Source organism: Rhizobium hidalgonense, from assembly GCF_005862185.2.
Taxonomy (GTDB): Bacteria; Pseudomonadota; Alphaproteobacteria; order Rhizobiales; family Rhizobiaceae; genus Rhizobium; species Rhizobium hidalgonense.
On the sequence record NZ_CP054027.1, the window covers coordinates 3020672 to 3043171 of the forward strand.

The following is a 22500-nucleotide window of genomic DNA, read 5'->3' on the forward strand; positions in this document are numbered from 1 at the left end:
CGGCAAACCGCCAATACGCGATTCAGCGGATCGCAATTCGGCAGCAGAGTTCAGGCAGCCTTGGCCGGGAAGATCATGCTGACAGTCAAGCCGCGCTGTCCGGGCCTGTCGGGATCGGTATCGGAGAGCTCCAGCCGACCATTGTGCAGCTCCATGACCGCTTCGACAAGCGAAAGCCCGAGCCCGGTCCCCGGCTTCGAACGGCTTTCATCGAGGCGAACGAAGCGCTTAACCACATCGTCGCGCCTGTCGGCCGGAACACCCGGCCCATGGTCGGCGACCGAAAGGCAGATCCCATCCGGATGGCGGGCAAGCTTCAGCGACACCGTGCCCGCCCCTTCGGTATCGGAGGAATATTTGATGGCATTGTCGAGCAAGTTGAAGATTGCCTGGCCGATCAACTCGCGGTTACCCTGCACCTCGACGCCCGGTTCGACGCTGGCGCTGAGGCCAAGCCCGGCTTCCTCGGCCGCCGGTTCGTAAAGCTCGGCGCTGTCGGAGACGATCGCCGAAAGTTCGACAGGCGACATCTCGGCGGCGACCGACCCGGCCTCGACGCGGGAGATCATCAGCAGCGCGTTGAAGGTACGGATCAACTGGTCGGATTCGGAAATAATGCCTTCGAGCGCAGTGCGCCGCGTCTCGCCATCGCCGAGATCGAGCGCATCGGCAGCCTTGTTGCGCAGCCGCGTCAGCGGCGTCTTGAGATCATGGGCGATATTGTCGGAGACCTGCCGCAGACCCTCGTTCAGTTTCTCGATGCGCTCCAGCATGGTATTCAAAGACATGGACAGGCGGTCGAATTCATCGCCAGAGCCGCCGACCGGCAGGCGCTGAGAGAGATCGCCGGCCATGATTTTCTTGCTGGCATCCGACATGCGGTCGATGCGTTTCAGCGCATTTCGGCCGATGGCGAACCAGATGATGATGGCGCCAAGTCCCATGATCGCCAAGGCCACCATCAGCGCCTGGCGCACCAAGAGACGGAAACGCTCGGGATCGCCGAGGTCGCGGCCGATCAGGATCCGCAAGCCGTTGTCGAGCACGAAGATATTGGCGATCGCCTTATGGCGGCGCTCGACGCCGCTGTCGGTATAACGCTGGTAGCTGAAGGGTGCCGAGGCCCAGCCGATTTCCTCGAAAACGCCAGGCTGCACCGAGGCGACGTTGCCGGCGAGAATATCGCCCGAGGGGCCGGCGATGACATAGAGATTGGCGCCCGGCTGGCGGGCGCGCCGCTCCATCGTGCGCAGCAGAAGGTTCATGCCGCCGCTATCATAGGCGCGCTGCACCTGCTCCACCTCCTGCTTGACGGCGTCGCGGATCTGGCCGGTCAGCAGCCGTTCCGACATCGCCGTCACATAGAAGACGAGCGTCGCGGCGCAGATGGCGAAAAGCAGGATATAGAGTGCCGAAAGGCGGACTGCGGTGGACTTGAATAGAACCCTGAAGCGGCTCATCCCTCGTCCTTGATCATGTACCCCGCGCCCCTGATGGTCTTCAGGAGCGGCTGGCTGTAGTCCTTCTCGATCTTCGAGCGCAGGCGCGAGACGTGGACGTCGATGACGTTGGTCTGCGGGTCGAAGTGATAGTCCCAGACGTTTTCGAGCAGCATGGTGCGGGTCACCACCTGGCCGGCATTCTTCATCAGATATTCGAGCAGGCGGAATTCGCGCGGCTGCAGGGGGATTTCCTTGCCGCCGCGACGCACCTCGTGGGAGAGCCGGTCGAGTTCGAGATCGGCGACGCGATAGACGACGTCCTGATCCGGCGTGCCCTTGCGCCGGCCGAGCACCTCGACGCGGGCCAGCAACTCGCTGAAGGCATAGGGCTTCGGCAGATAGTCGTCGCCGCCGGCGCGAAGGCCAGTGACGCGGTCATCGACCTGGCCGAGGGCCGAAAGAATGAGAACAGGTGTATGGATCGCCTTGCGGCGCAGCTCGCTGATGACGGAGAGCCCATCGCGGCGCGGCAGCATGCGGTCGATGACGATGACGTCGTAGGTATTTTCCGACCCCATGAACAGGCCGGCCTCGCCGTCGCTGGCGTGATCGGCGACGATGCCCGCCTCGCGAAAGGCTTTCGTGAGGTAGACGGCGGCTTCGAGATCATCTTCGATGATGAGAATCTTCATGCGGCCGACATTACCCACCGGCTGCGTTTCGGCAAGGCTCAAAGCATCTTCCTGCGGGGCGGCGCTCATCGCGATCATCCTTGAAAATCAGAACAATCGAGCCGCGCGGGTTTTCGCCCGCACGGCTCCGGTTTTCTTAAAAATTCAGCCCTGGCCGTTGATCGGAAGCGCAACGAAGCGGCTTCCTTCGCTGGACTGGATCTGGAACAGCGCCCTTGTGCGGCCGTCCTTCTTCGCCTGGTTCAGCACCTTGACGATATCGGCGGCGCTGGAGACTTCCTGGTTGTTGACCGATGTGATCTTCTCGCCTTCCTTAATGCCCTTGTCGGCAGCGTCGGAGTCCGGGTCGATGCCGGTGATCGCCAGGCCTTTGCCGTCATCGGAAGGACCAACCGTCAGGCCGAGATCGGCAAGCGCCTTTTCGGACGCCGGTGCCTCAGGCTGCTGCGGCTGGCTGTTTTCATCGGCAGAAGCATCCTTCTGGTCGGCCGGCAGGGTGCCGAGTTCGACGGTCAGGGACTGGGCCTTGCCGGCGCGCCAGACCGATAGCTCGGCCTTGCTGCCCGGCTGCATCGCACCGATGCGGCGGCTGAGATCACGTGCATCCTTGATCGTTTCACCGTTCAGCGCGGTGACGACGTCGCCGGCCTTCATACCGGCCTTGTCACCCGGCGATCCCGCCTGCGGGGCGACGACGAGGGCGCCGCTCGGCTCGGAAAGGCCGATGGATTCGGCGATGTCCTTGGTCACTGGCTGGATCTGGACACCCAGCCAGCCACGCGAAACTTGGCCGTCCTTCATCAGATCGGCGACGACATCCCTGGCGGTCGAAGCGGGAATGGCGAAGGCGATGCCGACGCTGCCGCCGGACGGCGAGAAGATCGCCGTGTTGATGCCGACGACTTCACCGCTGAGGTTGAAGGTCGGACCGCCGGAGTTGCCGCGGTTCACGGCGGCATCCACCTGCAGGTAATCGTCATAGGGGCCGGAGCCGATATCGCGGCCGCGGGCCGAAACGATGCCCGCGGTGACGGTGCCGCCGAGGCCGAAGGGATTGCCGACAGCGACGACCCAGTCGCCGACGCGGACATTGTTGTCATCGGCCCAGTTGACATAGGTGAACTTCTTGCCCTTGCCGTCGACCTTCAAGACAGCGAGGTCGGTGCGCGGATCCTTGCCGATCAGCTTGGCATCGAGCTCGGTGCCATCATTCATGACGGCGACGAAGGCCTGGCCATCGGAAACGACGTGGTTGTTGGTGACGATATAGCCGTCCTCGGAGATGAAGAAGCCTGAGCCCTGAGCGACCGGACGCAGACGGCCCTTGCCGCCGGGGCCATTCGGGCCGCCCGGACCACCGGGGCCGTTCTGGCCGAAGCGCCGCTGATGGCCCTGCTGGTCATTCGGCTCCTGGCCGAACTGCTTGAAGAAGCGCTTCAGCGGATGATCGTCGGGAAGATCGTCGAAGCCGCGGCCGTTGAAATCGAAGGAGAAGCCGTCATTGTTGTCGGAGACGGGATTGACGCGGTTTTCGACGCGAACCGAAACAACGGCCGGGGAAACGGCATCGACGACATTCGCGAAGCTCGGCACGGCAGGCGCCTGAACCTTGACGGCTTCAGCGTAAGACCGGGTGATTTCGAGCGGAACGCCGGTTGCGAGCACAGCGGCTGCAATACCGGCAACGGTAGAAGCCTTGAGCACGGTGGCGAGGGACGGACGTCCGTTGAAATTCTTGAGCATTGGAGCACCTTCTCTTGTTCTTAGTTCTCAGACCGGCGACGCCGGATCAGTCGATGAATGAAGATATAGGATGCCGCACCTTACTGCGAACTGTCCGGCCGATGAAAAGTTGGTAATGTTTGCAATGTTTGGCAAAGGGCTGAGTGCAGATGGCCTCAGCCGCGCCGGCCTGGGGCTCCGAAATTCTGCGCTCCGCGTGCTGCTTTCCTGCCGGAGGGGCGCGGCCGGAATTGCTGGCGGCCGATTATTTCTTCAACAGCTCGGTCAGTTGCGCCTGCTCCTCCGCCGTCAGCTTGCTGCCCGTCGGCCTTCCGGCCCTCCTGCGGGCAAGGAAGAGCAGCGACAGGCCGCCGGCGAGCACCAGCAAAGCGGGGGCGCCCCAGAGCAGGCCCGTCTTCATGCTGAAACGCGGTTTCAGCAGCACGAACTCACCGTAGCGCGAGACGATATAATTCAGCACCGCCTCGTCGCTGTCGCCATCGGTGATGCGCTCGCGCACCAGCAGGCGCAGATCCTTGGCCAGATCGGCGTTGGAATCATCGATCGACTGGTTCTGGCAGACCATGCAACGCAGTTCCGCCGAAAGGGCGCGGGCGCGCGCCTCTAGCGCCGGGTCGGCCAGCACTTCGTCGGGATTGACGGCGAAGGCGGGTGCGGCCAGCAGCATCATTGCCAAAACCAGGAAGAGGCACCGGATCATTCGGCTGGCTCCAGCGCCGGTCGCGTCTGCTTTGCCTTGCGGCGCGGCGCGCCGACGCGCAGGCGGCGGTCGCTGAGCGAGACGAGGCCGCCGAAGGCCATGAGCACAGCGCCGCCCCAGATGCACAGGATGAACGGCTTCCACCAGATGCGCACGACGATGCCGCCGTCCTTGGTGGCGTCGCCGAGCGAGACGTAGAGCTGGCTGAGCCCGAAGGTCAGGATGCCTGCCTCGGTCGTCGGCATCTGGCGGGCGGTGTAAAGGCGCTTGGCCGACCAGGTGTCGGCAACCGCAACACCGGCGCGCCGGACGGTGAAGTGGCCGCGCTCCTCGGTATAGTTCGGCCCGGTCGCCGGCTGCATGCCGTCGAAATGCAGGCTGTAGCCGCCGGCATCGGTCGTCGCGCCGGGCTTCATCTCGACGACGTGCTCGGTCTGAAAGGTCGTGACCGCGACGATGCCGAGTACGGTGACGCCGAGCCCGGCATGGGCGAGCGCAGAACCGAAGGCCGAACGTGGCAGGCCGGCAAAGCGGTGCCAGGCGACATTGCCCGCCACCTTGCCGATGCCGGCGCGATACCAGAGATCGGCAGCCGCGCCGAGGACCAGGAACAGCCCGGCCGCCAGTCCGAGCACCGACAGCACCGGCCCGCCCTCTTCGAGATAAAAGAAGATCAGTGCCGCCGTAAAGGCGAGACCCGCAACGACGTAGAGCCGCTGAAAGGCGCCGAGCAGATCGCCGCGCTTCCAGGCGAGCAGGGGCCCGAAGGGCACGATGACGATCAGCGGCGCCATCAAGAGGCCGAAGGTCAGGTTGAAGAAGGGCGGCCCGACGGAAATCTTGTCGCCGGTGATCGTCTCCAGCAGCAGCGGATAGAGCGTGCCTGTCAGCACCGTGCCGCAGGCAACCGTCAGGATCAGATTGTTGACAACAAGCGCGCCCTCGCGCGAAATCGGCGCAAACAGCCCGCCGGCCGACAGCTTCGGCGCGCGGAAGGCAAACAGCGACAGCGCCCCGCCGATAAAGATCAGCAGGATACAGAGAATGAAGACGCCGCGGCTCGGGTCGCTGGCAAAGGCATGCACCGAGGTCAGCACGCCGGAGCGGACCAGGAAGGTGCCCATCAGCGACAGCGAGAAGGTGAGGATGGCGAGCAGCACCGTCCAGATCTTCAGCGCCTCGCGCTTTTCCATAACGAGCGCTGAATGCAGCAATGCGGTGCCGGCGAGCCAGGGCATGAAAGAGGCGTTTTCCACCGGGTCCCAGAACCACCAGCCGCCCCAGCCGAGTTCGTAGTAGGCCCAGTAGGAGCCCATGGCGATGCCAAGTGTCAGGAAGGTCCAGGCGGCCAGCGTCCAGGGCCGCACCCAGCGAGCCCAGGCGGCGTCGATGCGCCCTTCGATCAGGGCAGCAACCGCAAAGGAGAAGCAGACGGAGAAGCCGACATAACCGAGATAGAGCAGCGGCGGGTGGATCGCCAGACCGACATCCTGCAGGACGGGATTGAGATCGCGGCCCTCGGCCGGGGCCGGATCGAGTCGCAGGAAGGGATTGGAAGTGAGCAGAATGAACAGCGTGAAGGCGACCGAAATCCAGGCCTGCACGGAAAGTACATTGGCCTTCAGCGTCTCCGGCAGGTTGCGACCGAAGACGGCGACGAGCGCGCTGAACAGCGTCAGGATCAATAGCCAGAGCATCATCGATCCCTCGTGATTGCCCCAGACGCCGGAATATTTGTAGATCAGCGGCACCAGCGAATGCGAATTCTCCCAGACGTTCTCGACGGAAAAATCCGAGACGACATGGGCATAGGTCAAGACGCCGAAGGCGAAGGCGACGAGCGAAAACATCGCCAGCGAACCAATCGTCGCCACATCCATCATCGCCCGGTCATGGCGGCGGGCGCCCAACGCCGGCACGATCGAGAGGATGAGCGCCGTTGCGAGCGCCAATACCAGAGCGTAATGGCCGATCTCGATGATCATTGCGTGGCTTTCGCTTCCTGGGCTTTTTTTTCTTTCCCCGGGCTTTCCTGCCCTTGGCCTTCTTTCCACAGCCCCTGCTGCTTCAGCCTGTCGGCTACATCTTTCGGCATATAGGTCTCGTCATGTTTGGCAAGCACGGTGTCGGCAACGAAGACGTTGGTCCCGGCGCTAAACATGCCTTCGGTGACGACGCCCTGCCCTTCGCGGAAGAGATCGGGCAGGATGCCGGTATATTGAACCTTCACGGCATTGGTGCTGCTATCGGTGACGGCAAATTCCACGGTCGAGCCAGCGCCGCGCACGACGCTGCCCTCTCCCACCAGGCCGCCGAGCCGGATACGGGTTTCCGGCGCCACCGGCGTCTTTGCCAGATCGGCCGGCATGTAGAAATAGGCGACCGACTGACTGAAGGCGAACATGACAAGCAGCACGGCGGCGGCAATGAAGCCCATGCCGCCTGTGATCACCGCCAGGCGCTTCTGCTTGCGCGTCATTCCGTCACTCCTTCCGTGGCGATGCCGAGCTCATTGGCAAGCGCCAGCAATTGCCTGCCCTGCTCGCTGCCCGCCGGAAAAGCGGCAAGCCCGCGTTTCAGGGCGCCGGCGGCGCGATCCTTATCGTTCAAGACCGCGTAAGAGCGGACGAGCCGCATCCAGCCTTCAAAATTGTTCGGATCGACGCTGAGCTTGGCGTCGAGGCTCTCGACCATGCCGCGGATCATCTGCTGCCGATCGCCGGTGCTCATATTCTCCGCCGCCGCCACATCTTGCTGCGTGGGATTGCCAGGGGCACTCGGATTGCCAGGGGCAGCCGGTTCGGCGTCCGGGGCAGCCGGCTCGCCGCCATTCATGGCGATATGTTCGTTGACCAGCGGCAGCCAGGGCGCTTCTGCTGGTGATTGTTTTGCCAGCGCCTCGAAGGCCCGGCGCGCTTCATCGGGCCGTCCCGCCTGCTCCATGCTAAGGGCGACATAGAAGCGGGCGCGCGGATTATTCGGTTCCAGCGTCAGCGATTGTTCAAGCACCCGACGCGCTTCCTCCGTCACTACGCCGTCGGAGACCGCCATCAGCGTCTCGGCCAGGCCATCGAGCCGGACCGGGCTTGGGCCAAGAAGGCGGATAGCATTGCGATAGGCGACCTGCGCGTCGTTCACGCGCATCGTGCGGAAATAGATCGGCGCCAGCACGTCCCAGCCCTTGCCGTCATCGGGACTTTGCGCCAGGTGCCGTTCCGCCTTGGCGATCAGCACCGCCACGTCGTTGCCGGGATTTTCCAGCCGCGCTTGCAGCGGCTGCGAGGGCAGGTCCGGCCTGCCGGTCGTCAAATAAAGACAGAGCCCGAGAAGGGGCAGAAGCAGAAGGACGAAGGCTTCGGTGAAACGGTGGTGCCGGGCGGGTTTCGGCGCCTCTTCCGGCTCGTCGGCAGAGACGGCGATCAGCCGCCGGCCGATTTCCGCCCGAGCATAATCAGCTTCTTCCGGCGTAATCAGTCCGCCATTCAGATCGCGGTCGAGTTCACGCAGCTGGTCGCGATAGACCGCCGCCTCGCCGGCACGGCTATTCTCCGCCGCCTTCGCTCCGCGCAGAAGGGGGTAGAGCAGGATGGCGGCAACGGCTGCCGTCAAAGCGGCAACGAGAATCCAGAACAGCATATCGGCCCAAATACGCGAAGCGCGCCGTCATTCCAACTGCCAAAGCCGGAATGACGAAGATTTGAGGCTTTTGGCCGCAATTCGGAACGGAAATCGTCTCAACCGAGTGGCGACCAGCTGCCGTCCTCGTTGCGGCAGGCAGCGCCCCGCACCACGGTGTCCTTGCCGTCGACGGTCAGCGTATGGGTGTATTGCCGGCAGTTCTGCGAACCGACCTGATAGGGTGCTGCGGCGACAACCTTGCCAGTGACGTCCTTGCCGGTCCACAGCATCGGCTGGCCGACGGCGGCACCTTCCAGCGCCCGATATTCCGCCTCGAGCGCCCGCTGCTTGTCGCTGTCGCTCAAGTTTACGCCGCTGCGGCCGACAAGGCCGCCCTGCAGCGCAGTGAGGAAGGCGGCTGAGGCCGAGGGCTTGCTCGAAAAAATGCCGCGCGAAGCGGCACCCTTCGTCGTCGTGCAGCCGGTGAGCGCGACGGCGACGAGAAGAGCGGAAGCGATCATGCCTTGCGAGCGTAAAATCATTGCGTCGAACCACGATCAGGGGTCAATTTCAGCCGATCGAAGTGCAGCGTCCCCGTGTCAGCATTAAGGCAAAGCATGCTATACATTTGCCAGTATCTTTGTGACATCAAGCAGTTGCTCATGCAACATCCTTTGTGATGCCGGGCAGGATAAGCTTCGCCTTCAGCCCCCCCCATTCGCCGCGAGAAAGCTCGAGCCGTCCCTGATACTCACCGGAAATCTCGGTGACGATCGAGAGGCCGAGGCCGGTGCCGGGCTTGCTTTCGTCGAGCCGGCGGCCGCGCTTCAGCGCCTCGCGGATCTGATCGGGCTCCAGGCCGGGCCCGTCATCCTCGACGGCAAGCTCCACCCAGTGGCGCCGCGCGCTTGCCTCCGCTCCCTTGACGTCGTCGCCGGCCTCGACGGCCGAAAGCCGTACCTTGCTTTTGGCAAAACGCGCCGCATTCTCCAGGAGATTGCCGACGGTTTCCTCGAGATCCTGCTGCTCCATGGCGACGGCCAGATGCGGCGGCGAGACGACGAGATCGAATTCGGTATCGACGTTCAGCCGGCGCATGACGCGCACTAGCCGCTCGAGCGCCGGTTCGGCATCGGTGCGGGCGAGCACGGATTCGCGCTGCGCGGCGATGCGCGCTCGGTTGAGATAGGATTGCACCTGCCCCTGCATCGATTCCGCCTGGCTGCGCACCAGTTCGCCATGGGATTTTTCGAGAACACGCGCCTCGTTGAGCAGAACGGCAATCGGCGTCTTCAGAGAATGGGCGAGATTGCCGACCTGCATGCGCGCCCGCTCGACGATGCGGCGGTTGCTGTCGATCAGTGCGTTGACCTCGTTGGCGAGCGGCAGGATTTCGCGCGGGAAATCACCTTTCAATTGCTCGCTCTCGCCGGCGCGGATGCGCTCCAACGCGGCACGCGCCTTGTCGAGCGGCTTCAGGCCGTACAGAATCGCCAGCGCATTGACGATCAGACTGCCGACGCCGAAACCGGCGAGCGCCAGATAGAGGCTATGGGAAAAGGTGCGCACGTCGTCTTCGACGACATCGACATTGCCGGTGACCCGCACGCGCGCCGCGCGCCCATCGGTATCGAGCACCACTTCGGTCTCGGCTACCTGGACGCGGTTACCAGAGGCATCCGTCACTTGGTAATAGCGTTCGTAATTTTTGTCGAAGGGCGCTTCGACGACGGAGGGAACCGGAATGAGCGCCGAGCCGAGCGAGGGCGAGACCAGCGGCGCCGTCGTATAGGTACCGAGCGGTTCTACCACCCAATACCAGCCGGTCTTCGGCTGAGCAAACCGCAGGTCGCCGAGCTGCGGGCTTCCGCTCAACGCCCCCTGATCGCCGATCGTCACCGAGTTGATGACGTTATAAAGCTGCGCGCGCAATAGATCCTGAAAACCACGTTCGGCGCTCTTGCGGTAGAGAGTGGAAATCAACAGGCCGATCACCACAAGCGCCACCGTCGACCAGACCGTGGTCAGCAGCAAGACACGTGCGGTGAGCGACTTAATTCGCATGTTTCGGCGCTTGGATGCGGTAACCGAGACCGCGCACCGTTTCGATCAGATCGACGCCCATTTTCTTGCGCAGGCGGCCGACAAAGACCTCGATCGTGTTGGAATCGCGGTCGAAATCCTGGTCGTACATGTGCTCGACCAGTTCGGTGCGCGAGACGACCTCGCCCATGTGATGCATGAGATAGGCAAGCAGCCGGTATTCGTGCGAGGTCAGCTTCAGCGTCGTACCATTGACCGTCGCCTTCGAGGATTTGGTATCGAGCCGCACCGGCCCGCAGATGATCTCGGATGAGGAGTGTCCCGCCGCACGCCGGATCAGCGCCCGGATGCGAGCCAGCACTTCCTCGACATGGAAAGGCTTGGTGACGTAGTCGTCGGCGCCTGCGTCGATGCCGGCGACCTTGTCGCTCCAGCGGTCGCGCGCCGTCAAGATCAGCACCGGCACGCCGCGGCCGGCGCCGCGCCATTTTTCGAGAACTGTCACCCCATCCAGTTCCGGCAGGCCGATATCGAGGATGATGGCGTCATAGGGTTCGGTATCGCCGAGGAAGTGACCCTCCTCGCCGTCGAAGGCCTGGTCGACGACATAACCCGCCTCCTTCAGCGTGTCGGCCAGCTGCCGGTTTAGATTGACGTCGTCTTCGACTACCAGGATGCGCATCGGTCCGCCTTCGTCCGCTTCAAATCGATCATGTTCTGAATAGACCGATTCCGACTACATCGGAACCTTTACCGTTACTTTGCGTGGACGCTGGCCGTTGCCCGACACCAGAACGGTGATGATGCAGGTATCGCCCACCGGTTGCACGGATAGGAGCTGGCCGCCTGTCTGCTCGACGACCTGAGCTGCGGCGGCGCTGCAATCGGCTGCCACGCGCAGGACGAGGGTGCCCGCGCCGTCTGGCGAGGGCGCCGATACCACCAGTGCGGCGGCCAGTGCTGCGACGCTCAGAGAAAAGGCCATGTGCTATGCTTTCAAGGGTAATGCCAACGTGCTGCGAATATGTACTCACACGACCTGAATGGCAAATGAATGCACTGTAATGCAGGACATTTAGAACCATTCTCGACTGTTGGCGGCAGCCGGCGTCAGCGGCTGAAAACCGCTGCCGCGGCACGCTTCGGTTGCCTTTCCGTTCATCGGAAAATGGCGTTCCGCCTTTGGATTAACGAGGTTCTTCATCCTCTTCCCACGAAGGCAGGCGCAGGCCGAGCCGACCCCATCCAGCCGACCCCATGACGGTCGTCTTCGAATCGGCAGCACCGTTTTGTTTGCCACGTTTCAGCTGCCGGTATCGGCCCGACTTTCCTGCGCCCGACTTGAAATTACCACTCTATCTTTTCGCCCTTAGCGGGAAAAATGCAGGCCGCGGGGGGGCGAATTGCGATCGCGGCTTTGACCGGCCGATTGAAACTGTTATGTCCTTGTGGCTCCCGCATTCAGGCCATTTCAGCACCCATGCTAAATTCCTTTCGCTTTCGCTCGGCGCAGACGGTCACAGTGCTTGCCGTCACCCAGCTGATCGGCTGGGGCACGACCTTCGACATGCTCGGCGTCATGGGCCGCGTCGTAGCGCCCGCTCTCGGCTTGGCGAATGAGGTGGTGTTTGCCGGGCTGACAATCATGATGATGGTCAGCGCCATCGTTGGTCCGGCGACCGGCCGCTGGCTCGGCCGCTACGGTGCCGCCCGGGTGCTTTCGGCCGCCTCGCTGACCTTTGCGCTTGGCTTGCTCCTGCTTGCCGCCGCAAACGGCATCGTGCTCTATGCCAGCGCCTGGGTGGTCATCGGCATCGGGGGCGCATTTGGCCTTTCGGCACCGGCCTATACCGCCGTCGTCGAGCGCGAAGGGGAAAACGGCAAACGCGTCATCGCCATTCTTATGCTGTTCACCGGGCTTTCGAGCGCCATCTTCTGGCCGATCCTCAGCCTGCTCAACGAGACGCTCGGCTGGCGCCTGACCTTTCTCGTCTGCGCGGCGCTGCAATTCTTCGTCTGCCTGCCGCTGCATCTTTTCGCCTTGCCGAAACCGATCGTCACGCAGATCGCAGGCGGCGCGGCAGACATTGCCCCGGTGCCGCTCACCGCGGCGGCGCGGCGCAAAGCCTTCCTGCTGATTGCCGCGGCGACGACGATCTCGACCTTTATCACCTTCGGTATTTCGCCATCGCTGCTCGAAATCTTCCGCCAGTCCGGCGCCTCGCCAGCCTTTGCATTGCAGCTTGGCTCGGCGCGCGGCGTGCTCGGCATCTCGGCACGTTTCCTCGACATGCTGCTCGGCCGCCGCGGCAACTCCATGCTCAGCGCGGCCATGGGCATCGGCCTGATGATGATCAGTTTCCTGATCATGCTGGTCGCCAGTCAATCCGCACCGCTGCTTGTCACCTTCATCCTGCTTTACGGTTTCGGCGCCGGCGTCATGACCGTCGCCCGCGCGCTTCTGCCGCTGGCGCTGTTTTCGCCTGCCGAATACGGCCTGCAATCGGCCCGGCTGTCGCTGCCGCAAAACCTCGCCAACGCCATCGCCCCGGTCCTCTTCACCGCCATTCTCGACCGCGCCGGCACCGGGCCGGCGCTCGTCGCCTGCGCCGCTTTTGCGGCTTTGGCACTGGCCTTCGTGCTGATGCTGATGGCGCTGGTGCGCGGCGCCCACGCGTCACAGCCGAGCCCCGTCGCATCGTGAGAGCCCGGCCCGTCACGTCAGCCATTCTTAATATGTCTTGATTATCATCGACATTGGGACGAGAGCGGCTTTCCGTCCAGGCATCGCGGCTGTTGCCGCCAACTCACAACCAACGCGCAACCGCTTTTGGCGAATCTCTTGAATCGCTTGCCACCGCTTTTTCGAAAGTTGAGTCCGGCGGCTCAGAAGTTGAGTCAGCTTGGCATGGCCGCCGAATGTTTGCGAATTCAAAGCGGCCGCGTCACCGCCGTGCGGCTGTCGTAATCGGCGGCGATGCGCTTTTCCCGGAGCGGCCGGACACGCTCGATCGACAGCTGATAATCGGGATGGGCCTTGTAGGCGGCAAGGGCCGCCTCGTCGTCGAATTCGCCGTAGACCACGAGATCGATCTCGGTGCCCAGTTGATCGGTCTTCACATTGGTGCCGATTTCCAAGAGCCTCGCATAAGGAATGCCGGTGAGGATCGAAAGCCCGGCCCTCACCTCTTGCAGATGTTCCTCCTGCACGGTGAAGAAGACGATATGGCGGATCACGCGGAATCTCCTGTCGGATTTTATCTAGATGCCAGAGCGACCTTGGCGCGTCCTATCGGAGATGCGGCGCTCCAGCGGTCAGCCGGGCGATAACACGCAAGACCCATAGCTTCAACCGCACGAGCATGCCATACGCCGTGACGGGACGTAACGCCGCATCGAAGACCACGGCATAGGCTGCGAGCTTTTCCGCCCGGTCGGTGCCGTTGACGATGCGGCGCGCATTCACCCAGTCCTCGTTCGTCTCGCTCAGGTGATCGGCAAGTTTGTGGCCAGTAAAACTTCCCTGCAGCATACCTTCGATCAGGATCGTCACCGCCGTATCCATCTCCATGGCCCGGTCGGGAGCGGCGACAAGGTCGATGCCGGTCAGCACGCTCATCGCCTCGTAGTTCCGCTTGTGGGTGAGTTGCACCAGGCCGCGCCCGAGCCAGCAGCAGCCATCCTCGTCCGGCCGCCAGTAGGGCGTTTTCACCCAGGAAAGCCGGCCGGCGGCAAAGGCTGTCTCGAGGATCTCGACCGCGCGGGTATCGCTTTCCGCCAGCGTCTCGCGAACCGGCTGCATCGTATAGGCGTTTCGTGGTAGGCGGTTGCGAGGATGTAGGCGAGCCATCGCCGGTCGGCATGGGCAAAGCGCTTTTCCCAAGCGTCGAGGATCGCCGTGATGCCCACTACCTGAGGATGCGTCATCTCTCCCTTGAAGAGTTCTTGCCGCACCGCATCGAAAAAGAAACTTCGGTCCATGTGGACAACCATTCCCTCGCTTCCCAAAAACATCAAGGTTAAAACCGTCTTAATCGATTAAAATCTATTTAATCGTTTAAAGCGTTTAAGCTACTGATTTACACGCCTTTTGTCTTGTGTAATTCATCTTCCTGCCCTGAAGCCTTGACCCCGAAAAGAGGAGACTTCCGATGCAGGCGCCCGCCACTACGCAGCCCACCATTCCCCAGCATGTCGTCGACCAGATGGAAAACGAATGGCGCCAGATTCGCCCTGAACGGGAAAATCCGCGCCCGGCCCAGCAGCCTCAACAACAACGCTGAGATACGCAAAGCGGTAGCGATGTAAGATCGAGCGCCGCCCAGCGCCCGATCAACACCCCCGGCCAATCGATGTGGCCGGGTGAATTCTTCATAGCTGCGATAAACATCCCGTCGGCTTCACCACCCCCTCATTGCATCACGGCATCGAGTCGTTTCGCCACGGCTTCCAGCGATCGAGTGAAGACCGCCGTGTCGTCAAGCGCCCGCGACAGCACCAACGCGCCTTGAATGCCGGCAACGCCCTCCTCGGCAAGCGCCTGCGCGTCTTCCTCCGGACAACCGGCCCGCATCAACGCCGAATGCAAGGCGTTGACCCAGCGGATGAAATAGTCGGCGATTGCCACCGAAAACCGTCCGCGGGTCTCATCAAGGGCGAAGGCGCCGACGAGGCAGATGCGGCGGCCGGAGCGGAAATAGTCGTTCACTTCAGTCCACATTACCGCGATCGCCTCGCGGGCGTCGCCGTGTCTCAGCGGCCGGTAGATCGCTTGCTCGAACCAGGCATCGACATCGGCGAGCACGGCGCCCGCCATCTCCTCCTTGCCGCCGGGAAAGAAGTGATAGAGGCTGCCCTTGCCGATGCCGGTGCGTTCGGTGATGCGGCTGAGCGACGTACCCTGATAGCCGAGTTCGCGGAAGATTTCCGCCAGCAGCGGCACGATGTCGGCGCGTTCGTAGACGGTTTTCACCGGCGGGCCTTCCTTGCAGTGTTCAGAGGCCGAGTTCGCTCAGGCCGGGATGGTCGTCCGGCCGCCGGCCGAGCGGCCAGTGATACTTACGCTCCGATTCCCGGATCGGCAGGTCGTTGATGCAGGCGAAGCGGCGCTGCATCAGGCCGGCGGCGTCGAATTCCCAGTTCTCGTTGCCATAGGAACGGAACCAGTTGCCGCTGTCATCGTGCCATTCATAGGCGAAGCGCACGGCGATGCGATCATCGGTGAAGGCCCAGATCTCCTTGATCAGCCGATAGTCCAGCTCCTTCGCCCATTTGCGGGTGAGAAAGGCGACGATCTCGGCGCGGCCGTTGACGAATTCGGCGCGGTTCCGCCAGCGGCTGTCCGGCGTATAGACGAGCGACACGCGCTCGGGATCACGGCTGTTCCAGCCGTCCTCGGCAAGGCGGACTTTGCGGATCGCGGTCTCAAGGGTGAAGGGTGGGACGAGGCTGGACATGGGCGCTCCTGTACTGAACGGTTTTGTTTGTACCGATTGGTACAACGATTGGCAAGATGCGGGCGCAGCGTTTCGCTCTAGCGGTCGTTCAGCCAGACGGCTGCCTCACCCGCGGGAACGGCGCTGCAGCTCAGCGCTCTCCTGCCTCCATCGCAGTGGCAGAGCATCCGGGCGAAGCACGATCTGTTCGGGCGTGAAACGCCACAGCCGTTCCGCCCCTTGAAAGCCTGTAATTTCGGGCGAATCCAGCAGCACCTCGGTCCTCCCCGTCATCTGCAGCATATCGCCGGTTTCGAAATCGACGAAGACCAGCCCGGCCTTCGGGTTGACGAGGAAATTGCCCAGCGTGTTGAAGAACCGGTTGCCGGAAAAATCGGGAATGGTCAGCCCGCCCTCGGCGCTGACCCGCACGAAACCGGCATAACCGCCGCGATGGGAGACGTCCACCTGCCGCTCGCCATCCTCGCGATCGACATAGGAGGCGACGAAGAAGGTATCGGCGCTCTCGATCATTCGCCGCGTGCGATCATCGAGGTGACCGGAATGCAGCGGCGTCATCGCTGTCGGCACATCGGGGTCGCGGACAAATTCTGAAGAGCGGGGCTGGATATATTGGGGGCAATTGCCGAAACTCTGGCCGACGCGCACACGGAAAGCGCCGGTATACGTCCTGCCGATCACGCCGTTCAGCCGGTTGCGCCGCCGGGTCTCGAGTTGGATGCCGAGCATTGCGATCGCGTCGCCATCTTCCATGCCTGAATCCGCAGGATCGGCCGGGTCGCGCGGCAGACGGACGTCAAGAACCTCCGGCTCCGGTGAGGACATGAAACCCGGCCGCCCGGCCCGCACCGTCGCCCAGACATCGCCTTTGGCATCGACGGCGCCGAGCACTAGGAACGGCAGCATCGGAAAGAAAGCCCGATGCTGCTCCGGCATGGCCTTGCGGACGAAATTCCGTCCCGGCCCGTCCATGCGCTCGACGACGCCGACGCTGCGCTGCATGGCGAGTTCACCCTCATGCCAAGGCGAACTCACATCCTGTCTCGTCTGCTCAAGCATCACGAACCTCCTTACGGGCAACTTTGAGAAACCGGGACGGCGATCCTGCCCCGACGGGTTTTATGCGGCGAGGCCGATCTTCGTCTTGCGAAAGCCGACGAAACCCGGCAGCGCCTCGATGCGCGCAAGCCAGGCACGCACACCTGGATAGGCCGAGATATCGACATTGCCCTCCGGGGCGTTGGCGATGTAGCTGTAGAGCGCGATGTCGGCGATCACCGGTCTGTCACCGAGCAGGAAATTGCGGCCGGAGAGCTCCGCCTCGATCAGCGTGAGAATGCGATGCGCCCGGGCGATCACCTCGTCTGTGCGGAAATCGGCGCCGAAGACGGTGACCAGGCGGGCAGCACATGGTCCGTAGGCGATTTCGCCGGCTGCAACCGAGAGCCATTTCTGTATACGCGCCGCAGCCAATGCCTCTTCCGGCAGCCAGTTGGTGCGGCCATATTTGCGCGCGAGATAGACGAGGATGGCGGATGAATCGGCAATGACCGTGCCGTCATCGTCGAGAACAGGCACTTGACCGAAGGGATTGAGCTTCAGAAATTCCGGCGCCTTGTGGGCGCCTGCCGCCAAGTCGACCTCGACCAAATCATAGGGCACGCCAAGCAGCGACAGGAACAAGTGAGCCCGGTGCGAATGGCCGGAAAGCGGGTGATGATAGAGTTTCATGATGGTTTCCTTCGTTATTCCCGATTGGCGGGGATTGACGATGGCCGCTTCGAACCATCTGCGGGGCAATTTATTGCCTTCCACTTCAATGCAGTAGAATGCTAAACTGGAAGGCATATTATCAATTTATGGAAGGATAGGATGGATCGCCTGGACGCCATGGCCGTGCTTTTGGCCGTTGTCGAACAGGGCAGCCTGTCGGCCGCCGCACGGCATCTGCGCTCGCCACTCGCAACCGTCAGCCGCAAGGTTTCGGAACTGGAGGCCCATCTCGGAGCCAGACTGCTGCAAAGGACCAACCGGAAAGTGGCGCTGACGGAGGCCGGCCGCTCCTATGTCGAGGCGGCGCGGGAAATTCTCGATCGGGTGGAAGAGGCGGAACGGGCGGCGGCCGGCGAATACAGCGCGCCGAAGGGCGAGTTGACGATGACCGCACCGATCGTCTTCGGGCGGTTGCATGTCTTGCCTGTGGTGGTGGACTTCTTGAAGGCCTATCCCGATATCAATCTGCGCCTGATGCTTGGCGACCGGCTGTCGAACCTCGTCGAGGATCATATCGATGTGGCGCTCCGGATCGGCAACCTGCCGGACAGCAACCTGATCGCCATCAGGCTGGGCTCGATCCGCCGGACGGTCTATGCCAGTCCGGATTACCTGACGCGGCACGCGACACCGCGGCATCCGGGCGATCTCTCCACCCATGACTGCGTCACCTTCGAGGGCATGGCCTCGAAAGTGAGCTGGACTTTCGCCGAGGGCAAACGCGATCTCCCCGTGTCGATCCGTTCACGTCTTGCCGTCAACACCGCCGAGGCCGCGGTCGATGCGGCGGTCGCCGGCCTCGGCATCACCCGGGTGCTCTCCTACCAGGCCGCACGCGCCGAGGCGGCAGGCCTGCTGGTGCCGCTGCTTGCCGATTTCGAAGCGCCGCCGGCGCCGGTGCATCTCGTCTACCCCACACAGGGATTGGTGCCGCTGAAATTGCGGGCCCTGCTCGATTTCGCCACGCCGCGCCTGCGCGCGACGCTCAACAAGTCTCAAGCCAGCCTGCCCTCTTCCGCCTTGTAGAAATACTGGCTGGCGACCAGCCAGCCCTTCAGCGGCCGCAGTGGTGGAATGCAGGTGGCGAGCATGAAGGGGCCGGTGACCAGAAGATGCACCCAGATCGGCGCCGTAAACGCCACCTCCAGCCAGACGCCGAGCAGCACGCTCGGGATACACGCAAAGCAGATGACGAAAAAAGCCGGGCCGTCAGCCGGATCGGCGAAGGAATAATCAAGGCTGCAAGCCTCGCATGCCGGCTGCAACGTCAGGAAGCCCTTGAACATATGGCCTTGGCCGCAACGCGGGCAGCGCCCCCTGATACCGGTCTGCAGCGGAGGAAGCGGCGGAAATTCGGTTTCCATGATGATCACACCTTATTCTGCGCCAGGCATCAACCAATCAATGCCCAACAATGCATGCATTCAATTTAAATACATTGGTGAGAGATTACCAGTCAACTCGACAGAATGCCGCAGATTTCCGCCGCCCGGGCGCAGATGTGAAGGGGTCGCACGGAGCGATAACTTGCCTGAAGGGCTCAGTTGCGGCGTTGCCGGCTCAGAAGAACGAGGCGGCCATCTCAGGCGGGCCTTCCAGCGCATGGGCCATGAATTCCAGCGCGCCCTGCAGCTTCTCCCGGGTGATCGGTCCACCGAGACAGACCCGCACGGCCTCGGGTGCAGCGCCCTCGACCGTGAAGGCGTCGCTTGCGACGACGCCGATGCCGGAGGAGCGCATGTGGCCGCCGAAGGTGGAACGGGTCCAGCCATTGGCGAGCGGCAGCCAGATATTGAAACTGATCGGATCCGCACGGTAGCTGCCTGCCGGCAGGATGGCGGCGACCATCTGCTGACGGGCTGCGGCTTCGGTGCGGATGAAGCGCAAGATCGCATCGGCGGTGCCGTCCTCGATCCAGCGGGTGGCGAGCGCCACCATCAGCGGCGAGGCCATGACATTGTTGGCGCGCATGGCGCTGACGAAGGGCCAGACGGCCTTGGTATCCGGCGCCACGACATAGGCAAGACGCAGCCCCGCGCCGATGCATTTCGCCAGCCCGCCGATATGCCAGGTGAGATCGGGCGCCGTTGCCGCAAGCGGCGGCGGGCCTTCCAGGGGAATGAAGCCGTAGGCATCGTCCTCGACGATCGGCAGGTGATATTTGCGGGCAACGACTGCGATTTCCTCGCGGCGTTTGGCCGGGATGGTCAGCGTCGTCGGGTTCTGCAGCGTCGGATTGAGATAGAGCGCTTTCGGCTTCAATCTCTCGCAGGCTGTAGCAAAAGCGTCCGGCAGTATACCGTACTCGTCCATCGGCAGACCGGTCAGATTGAGCCGCAACTGGGCGGCAATCGAGCGTATGCCGGGATAGGTGATGCTTTCCGAAAGCACCGCCTCACCCGGCTTTGCCAGCAGACCGAAGATCGCCAGCAGAGCCGGATGGGCGCCCGGCGTTACGAAGATCCGCTCCTGCGAGGGTCTTAGCCCGCGACGGTCGAGCCAGGCGGCGGCAGCCTCCTTGTCCATGCCGGAGCCGCCGAAACCCTGATAGCGCAGAAGCGGAATGAGGTTGGCCGCCACCGCCGCCATGCCCTCGCGCATGCGGGCGATCAGTTCCGGGTCATCCGGTTCCGGCGGCATGTTCATCGAAAAATCGACGACGGCGACGCGGCGCGGATCGGGCGCAGCGCCCGGCGCGAAACCCTGGCGCTGCTTGTCCACACCGCCGGTGACGAAGGTGCCGCGGCCGACATGCGAATCGACAAGCCCGCGCTTCTGCGCCTCGACATAACCTCGCGCCACCGTGGTGAAATCGACATTCAGCCGCTTGGCGAGTTCGCGCTGCGGCGGCAGCCGGTCCCCGAGCACCAGAGCGCCGCTGCGCAGATCCATTTCGATCACATCGGCGATCGCCATATAACGGGGGCTGCTGCTGCGGCTGAGATCGGGATGCCAGTTCTTCATGTCGTAATCCGCGTCAGTCTGATTGCTGATGGGATTGACTGTATATTGTTGCGTGGCGCCGCTGTCCACTGCGCCATGGAGTTGGTTTCGCAAATTCCCTCCCCTGCAGTCTTGCCGCCGCCCAACCATCTTCTTACTTATTCAAGGTGGAATGCGCCGGATTTCAGTCCTTCGTACCGGCGGCCCAGCGGGATGAAAGCATGAATATCGATCCGATTTTGCGGTCAGTCGTGGCCGTCCGTTCCTCCATTCCGGAAGATGCCTTTACGGCGGAAACGCTGGGAACCGTCCGGGAAGGCAGCGGCGTGGTCATTCGCGACAATGGGCTGGTGCTGACCATCGGCTATCTCATCACCGAGGCCGAAGAGGTGTGGCTGACCACCCATGACGGGCGTGTCGTTCCCGCCCATGCCCTCGCCTATGATCAGGAAAGCGGCTTCGGCCTGGTGCAGGCGCTTGGGGTGCTTGATGCGCCGGCGGTGGATCTCGGCGACGCGGCAAGCGCCAAGGCCGGCGACCCCGTCGTGCTTGCCGATGGCATCGGAGAATTCGTCGAGGCAAACATCGTCGCCCGGCAGGAATTCGCCGGCTACTGGGAATATCTGCTCGATGAGGCGATTTTCACGGCGCCGGCTCACCCCTCATGGGGCGGTGCGGCGCTGATCGGTTCGGACGGGAAGCTTCTCGGCATCGGTTCGCTTCGCCTGCAAATGAGCCAGGGCGACGAAGTCGCCGATATCAACATGGTCGTGCCGATCGATCTGCTCACGCCAATCCTCGACGATCTGTTGAATCGCGGCCAGGTCAACAAGCCGCCGCGGCCCTGGCTCGGTGCATTCTCCGCCGAGAGCAATGGCGGCGTGGTGGTAATGAGCGTGGCCGAAGGCGGGCCGGCAGCCCAGGCGGGCCTGCGGCAGGGCGATATCATCTCGGAGATCCGCGACGAAGAGGTCGACGGCCTGGCCGATTTCTACCGCAAGGTCTGGAACAGTGGCCCGGCCGGCGCCGAGATTCCGATGCGGATCCTCAGGAATGGCCGTGAAGCCTGGCTGCGCATCAAATCCGCCGACCGCAACAGCTTTTTGAAAAAACCGCAATTGCAGTAAGGCCGCGCCGCCCTTCGCGACCTCTGTCTGCAGGCAATTCTATCGGCGGAGATCCCCGGCGACCCAGCCGATCACCGCCTTCACCCGTCGCGGCACGAACTGCCGAGACGGGTGAACGGCATGGATGGGCAGGCTGTACTTTTCCCAATCGCCGAGCACCTCGGTCAGCCGTCCCGCGGCAATGTCTTCCTCCACCAGAACCTCAGGCGCATAGACGATGCCGGCACCTTCCACCGCGGCAACCCGCATGGCTTCGCCATTGTCGATACCGATATTGCTGTTGATCTTTGCCGCCACCACCCGTCCATCCCGATCTTCGAAATGCCATTGATCCCGCGGGACGAGGTTGAGGCTGAGGATGCAGCGATGCCGTTCCAACTGCTCGGGATGAGCCGGCACGCCGTTCTTGTCGAGATAAGCGGGAGAGGCGCAGCAGACGAAGCGATAAGTGCCGATCCTTCTTGCGATCAAGGAAGACGGGCGCAACTGCGCCACCCGAATGGCAAGGTCATAACCTTCCGAAATCATATCGACGTTACGGTCGGTAAGATTGAGCTCCAGGCTGACAGCGGGATGTCGATTGGCGAAGCGAGCGATGGACGATGCCAGCCGCTTTACCCCCAGAGTGGTCGGGCCGCTGATGCGGAGGTGGCCGGATATCTCGTCGTTCTGCGGCCCGGCGAGATCGTTCAACTGCTCTAGCTCATCGATGACCCGGCTTGCTCTCTCTAGAAACCTGACACCGATCTCGGTGAGCCTCTGGGTTCGGGTGGTGCGCTCGATCAGCTTGACGCCATAGTCCGTCTCCAAAGCCTGAATACGGCGGCCCACCATGGCGGGCGACAGGTTGAGCCTGGCGGCAGCCTTCGCGAAGCTACCTGATGTCGCAGCGGCGACAAAGGTCTGCAGGTTGGTGAGATCGTTCATTCGATACTTTTATGCAATTATATAATCGCATTCAAT

23 protein-coding genes and 1 pseudogene are annotated in these 22500 nt (G+C 62.8%); 4 read left to right on the forward strand and 20 right to left on the reverse strand.

The genetic code is table 11. The annotated features are described in order from the left end of the window. Nucleotides 1–50: 50 nt before the first annotated feature. The 11 genes from FFM81_RS14565 to FFM81_RS14615 all read right to left on the reverse strand — a co-directional run bounded on the left by FFM81_RS14565 (nucleotide 51) and on the right by FFM81_RS14615 (nucleotide 11223). A complete protein-coding gene (locus tag FFM81_RS14565) occupies nucleotides 51–1460 on the reverse strand; it encodes a sensor histidine kinase (protein ID WP_003569341.1) in 1410 nt (469 codons plus the stop codon). Continuing rightward, entirely contained in the window at nucleotides 1457–2212 is a 756-nt protein-coding gene (locus tag FFM81_RS14570; protein WP_375164600.1) for a response regulator transcription factor, read from the reverse strand. The genes FFM81_RS14565 and FFM81_RS14570 overlap by 4 nt, the downstream gene beginning before the upstream one ends. 66 nt (nucleotides 2213–2278) lie before the next feature. After that, on the reverse strand, nucleotides 2279–3877 hold the full coding sequence (locus FFM81_RS14575; RefSeq protein ID WP_003569345.1) for a Do family serine endopeptidase: 1599 nt from the start codon (nucleotides 3875–3877) through the stop codon (nucleotides 2279–2281). Between the two features lie 244 nt (nucleotides 3878–4121). Continuing rightward, nucleotides 4122–4577 (reverse strand): cytochrome c-type biogenesis protein, encoded by a 456-nt coding sequence (locus FFM81_RS14580; RefSeq protein WP_138384784.1) that lies wholly within the window; start codon nucleotides 4575–4577, stop codon nucleotides 4122–4124. Continuing rightward, nucleotides 4574–6562 carry a heme lyase CcmF/NrfE family subunit gene (locus FFM81_RS14585; protein ID WP_138384783.1) on the reverse strand — a complete coding sequence of 663 codons (1989 nt, stop codon included), beginning with the start codon at nucleotides 6560–6562 and terminating at the stop codon, nucleotides 4574–4576. The genes FFM81_RS14580 and FFM81_RS14585 overlap by 4 nt, the downstream gene beginning before the upstream one ends. Then, nucleotides 6559–7056 carry a cytochrome c maturation protein CcmE gene (ccmE, locus tag FFM81_RS14590; protein WP_138384782.1) on the reverse strand — a complete coding sequence of 166 codons (498 nt, stop codon included), beginning with the start codon at nucleotides 7054–7056 and terminating at the stop codon, nucleotides 6559–6561. Before ccmE ends, FFM81_RS14585 begins: the two co-directional genes overlap by 4 nt. After that, nucleotides 7053–8213 carry a c-type cytochrome biogenesis protein CcmI gene (ccmI, locus tag FFM81_RS14595; protein ID WP_003569351.1) on the reverse strand — a complete coding sequence of 387 codons (1161 nt, stop codon included), beginning with the start codon at nucleotides 8211–8213 and terminating at the stop codon, nucleotides 7053–7055. Before ccmI ends, ccmE begins: the two co-directional genes overlap by 4 nt. Nucleotides 8214–8311: 98 nt before the next feature. Beyond that, on the reverse strand, nucleotides 8312–8737 hold the full coding sequence (locus FFM81_RS14600; RefSeq protein ID WP_003569353.1) for a hypothetical protein: 426 nt from the start codon (nucleotides 8735–8737) through the stop codon (nucleotides 8312–8314). Between the two features lie 118 nt (nucleotides 8738–8855). Further along, nucleotides 8856–10259, reverse strand: a complete 1404-nt coding sequence (locus tag FFM81_RS14605) for a sensor histidine kinase (RefSeq protein WP_003569355.1) — start codon at nucleotides 10257–10259, stop codon at nucleotides 8856–8858. Beyond that, the gene (locus FFM81_RS14610; RefSeq protein ID WP_003569356.1) at nucleotides 10249–10920 is read right to left on the reverse strand and encodes a response regulator transcription factor; all 672 of its coding nucleotides are present in this window, start codon (nucleotides 10918–10920) and stop codon (nucleotides 10249–10251) included. The genes FFM81_RS14605 and FFM81_RS14610 overlap by 11 nt, the downstream gene beginning before the upstream one ends. A 54-nt stretch (nucleotides 10921–10974) precedes the next feature. Beyond that, entirely contained in the window at nucleotides 10975–11223 is a 249-nt protein-coding gene (locus FFM81_RS14615) for a hypothetical protein (RefSeq protein WP_003569357.1), read from the reverse strand. 495 nt (nucleotides 11224–11718) lie between these two features. Here FFM81_RS14615 and FFM81_RS14620 point away from each other — a divergent pair, with 495 nt between their 5' ends. Continuing rightward, nucleotides 11719–12942: an MFS transporter gene (locus FFM81_RS14620; RefSeq protein ID WP_003569359.1), complete on the forward strand. Its 1224-nt coding sequence runs from the start codon at nucleotides 11719–11721 to the stop codon at nucleotides 12940–12942. A 227-nt stretch (nucleotides 12943–13169) separates the two neighbouring features. Here FFM81_RS14620 and FFM81_RS14625 read toward each other — a convergent pair whose 3' ends face one another. Beyond that, nucleotides 13170–13475: a Dabb family protein gene (locus tag FFM81_RS14625; RefSeq protein WP_003569361.1), complete on the reverse strand. Its 306-nt coding sequence runs from the start codon at nucleotides 13473–13475 to the stop codon at nucleotides 13170–13172. A 52-nt stretch (nucleotides 13476–13527) separates the two neighbouring features. Beyond that, nucleotides 13528–14231, reverse strand: a pseudogene (locus FFM81_RS14630) (hypothetical protein). Nucleotides 14232–14389: 158 nt separating this feature from the next. Between FFM81_RS14630 and FFM81_RS33145 the strand changes: the two are divergent. Further along, the gene (locus tag FFM81_RS33145; RefSeq protein WP_003569364.1) at nucleotides 14390–14521 is read left to right on the forward strand and encodes a hypothetical protein; all 132 of its coding nucleotides are present in this window, start codon (nucleotides 14390–14392) and stop codon (nucleotides 14519–14521) included. 128 nt (nucleotides 14522–14649) lie between these two features. Here the strand turns inward: FFM81_RS33145 and FFM81_RS14635 are convergent, their stop codons facing one another. The 4 genes from FFM81_RS14635 to FFM81_RS14650 all read right to left on the reverse strand — a co-directional run bounded on the left by FFM81_RS14635 (nucleotide 14650) and on the right by FFM81_RS14650 (nucleotide 17425). Further along, nucleotides 14650–15210 carry a TetR/AcrR family transcriptional regulator gene (locus FFM81_RS14635; RefSeq protein ID WP_138384781.1) on the reverse strand — a complete coding sequence of 187 codons (561 nt, stop codon included), beginning with the start codon at nucleotides 15208–15210 and terminating at the stop codon, nucleotides 14650–14652. A 22-nt stretch (nucleotides 15211–15232) separates the two neighbouring features. Next, entirely contained in the window at nucleotides 15233–15694 is a 462-nt protein-coding gene (locus FFM81_RS14640) for a nuclear transport factor 2 family protein (RefSeq protein WP_025415715.1), read from the reverse strand. Between the two features lie 105 nt (nucleotides 15695–15799). Continuing rightward, a complete protein-coding gene (locus tag FFM81_RS14645) occupies nucleotides 15800–16753 on the reverse strand; it encodes a pyridoxamine 5'-phosphate oxidase family protein (protein ID WP_138384780.1) in 954 nt (317 codons plus the stop codon). 60 nt (nucleotides 16754–16813) lie between these two features. After that, nucleotides 16814–17425: a glutathione S-transferase family protein gene (locus tag FFM81_RS14650; RefSeq protein WP_025415713.1), complete on the reverse strand. Its 612-nt coding sequence runs from the start codon at nucleotides 17423–17425 to the stop codon at nucleotides 16814–16816. 141 nt (nucleotides 17426–17566) lie between these two features. On the opposite strand from FFM81_RS14650, the gene FFM81_RS14655 reads away from it, so the two are divergent. Continuing rightward, on the forward strand, nucleotides 17567–18493 hold the full coding sequence (locus FFM81_RS14655; protein WP_138384779.1) for a LysR family transcriptional regulator: 927 nt from the start codon (nucleotides 17567–17569) through the stop codon (nucleotides 18491–18493). On the opposite strand, the gene FFM81_RS14660 is transcribed toward FFM81_RS14655, so the two are convergent. Further along, complete coding sequence (locus tag FFM81_RS14660; protein WP_138384778.1) at nucleotides 18463–18831, reverse strand: DUF983 domain-containing protein; 369 nt, start codon at nucleotides 18829–18831, stop codon at nucleotides 18463–18465. The two genes, FFM81_RS14655 and FFM81_RS14660, sit on opposite strands and share 31 nt — an antisense overlap. Nucleotides 18832–19027: 196 nt before the next feature. Then, on the reverse strand, nucleotides 19028–20431 hold the full coding sequence (locus FFM81_RS14665) for an aminotransferase-like domain-containing protein (protein WP_138384777.1): 1404 nt from the start codon (nucleotides 20429–20431) through the stop codon (nucleotides 19028–19030). Nucleotides 20432–20631: 200 nt separating this feature from the next. Here FFM81_RS14665 and FFM81_RS14670 point away from each other — a divergent pair, with 200 nt between their 5' ends. Then, a complete protein-coding gene (locus tag FFM81_RS14670; RefSeq protein WP_003569379.1) occupies nucleotides 20632–21537 on the forward strand; it encodes a S1C family serine protease in 906 nt (301 codons plus the stop codon). Between the two features lie 39 nt (nucleotides 21538–21576). On the opposite strand, the gene FFM81_RS14675 is transcribed toward FFM81_RS14670, so the two are convergent. Beyond that, a complete protein-coding gene (locus tag FFM81_RS14675) occupies nucleotides 21577–22464 on the reverse strand; it encodes a LysR family transcriptional regulator (protein WP_003569380.1) in 888 nt (295 codons plus the stop codon). Nucleotides 22465–22500 lie beyond the last annotated feature (36 nt).

Coding starts and splice junctions, on each gene's coding strand:
- FFM81_RS14565 (WP_003569341.1), bottom strand. CDS start 1,460: ATGAGCCGCTTCAGGGTTCTATTCAAGTCCACCGCAGTCCGCCTTTCG.
- FFM81_RS14570 (WP_375164600.1), bottom strand. CDS start 2,212: ATGATCGCGATGAGCGCCGCCCCGCAGGAAGATGCTTTGAGCCTTGCC.
- FFM81_RS14575 (WP_003569345.1), bottom strand. CDS start 3,877: ATGCTCAAGAATTTCAACGGACGTCCGTCCCTCGCCACCGTGCTCAAG.
- FFM81_RS14580 (WP_138384784.1), bottom strand. CDS start 4,577: ATGATCCGGTGCCTCTTCCTGGTTTTGGCAATGATGCTGCTGGCCGCA.
- FFM81_RS14585 (WP_138384783.1), bottom strand. CDS start 6,562: ATGATCATCGAGATCGGCCATTACGCTCTGGTATTGGCGCTCGCAACG.
- ccmE (WP_138384782.1), bottom strand. CDS start 7,056: ATGACGCGCAAGCAGAAGCGCCTGGCGGTGATCACAGGCGGCATGGGC.
- ccmI (WP_003569351.1), bottom strand. CDS start 8,213: ATGCTGTTCTGGATTCTCGTTGCCGCTTTGACGGCAGCCGTTGCCGCC.
- FFM81_RS14600 (WP_003569353.1), bottom strand. CDS start 8,737: ATGATTTTACGCTCGCAAGGCATGATCGCTTCCGCTCTTCTCGTCGCC.
- FFM81_RS14605 (WP_003569355.1), bottom strand. CDS start 10,259: ATGCGAATTAAGTCGCTCACCGCACGTGTCTTGCTGCTGACCACGGTC.
- FFM81_RS14610 (WP_003569356.1), bottom strand. CDS start 10,920: ATGCGCATCCTGGTAGTCGAAGACGACGTCAATCTAAACCGGCAGCTG.
- FFM81_RS14615 (WP_003569357.1), bottom strand. CDS start 11,223: ATGGCCTTTTCTCTGAGCGTCGCAGCACTGGCCGCCGCACTGGTGGTA.
- FFM81_RS14620 (WP_003569359.1), top strand. CDS start 11,719: ATGCTAAATTCCTTTCGCTTTCGCTCGGCGCAGACGGTCACAGTGCTT.
- FFM81_RS33145 (WP_003569364.1), top strand. CDS start 14,390: ATGCAGGCGCCCGCCACTACGCAGCCCACCATTCCCCAGCATGTCGTC.
- FFM81_RS14640 (WP_025415715.1), bottom strand. CDS start 15,694: ATGTCCAGCCTCGTCCCACCCTTCACCCTTGAGACCGCGATCCGCAAA.
- FFM81_RS14645 (WP_138384780.1), bottom strand. CDS start 16,753: ATGCTTGAGCAGACGAGACAGGATGTGAGTTCGCCTTGGCATGAGGGT.
- FFM81_RS14650 (WP_025415713.1), bottom strand. CDS start 17,425: ATGAAACTCTATCATCACCCGCTTTCCGGCCATTCGCACCGGGCTCAC.
- FFM81_RS14655 (WP_138384779.1), top strand. CDS start 17,567: ATGGATCGCCTGGACGCCATGGCCGTGCTTTTGGCCGTTGTCGAACAG.
- FFM81_RS14660 (WP_138384778.1), bottom strand. CDS start 18,831: ATGGAAACCGAATTTCCGCCGCTTCCTCCGCTGCAGACCGGTATCAGG.
- FFM81_RS14665 (WP_138384777.1), bottom strand. CDS start 20,431: ATGAAGAACTGGCATCCCGATCTCAGCCGCAGCAGCAGCCCCCGTTAT.
- FFM81_RS14670 (WP_003569379.1), top strand. CDS start 20,632: ATGAATATCGATCCGATTTTGCGGTCAGTCGTGGCCGTCCGTTCCTCC.
- FFM81_RS14675 (WP_003569380.1), bottom strand. CDS start 22,464: ATGAACGATCTCACCAACCTGCAGACCTTTGTCGCCGCTGCGACATCA.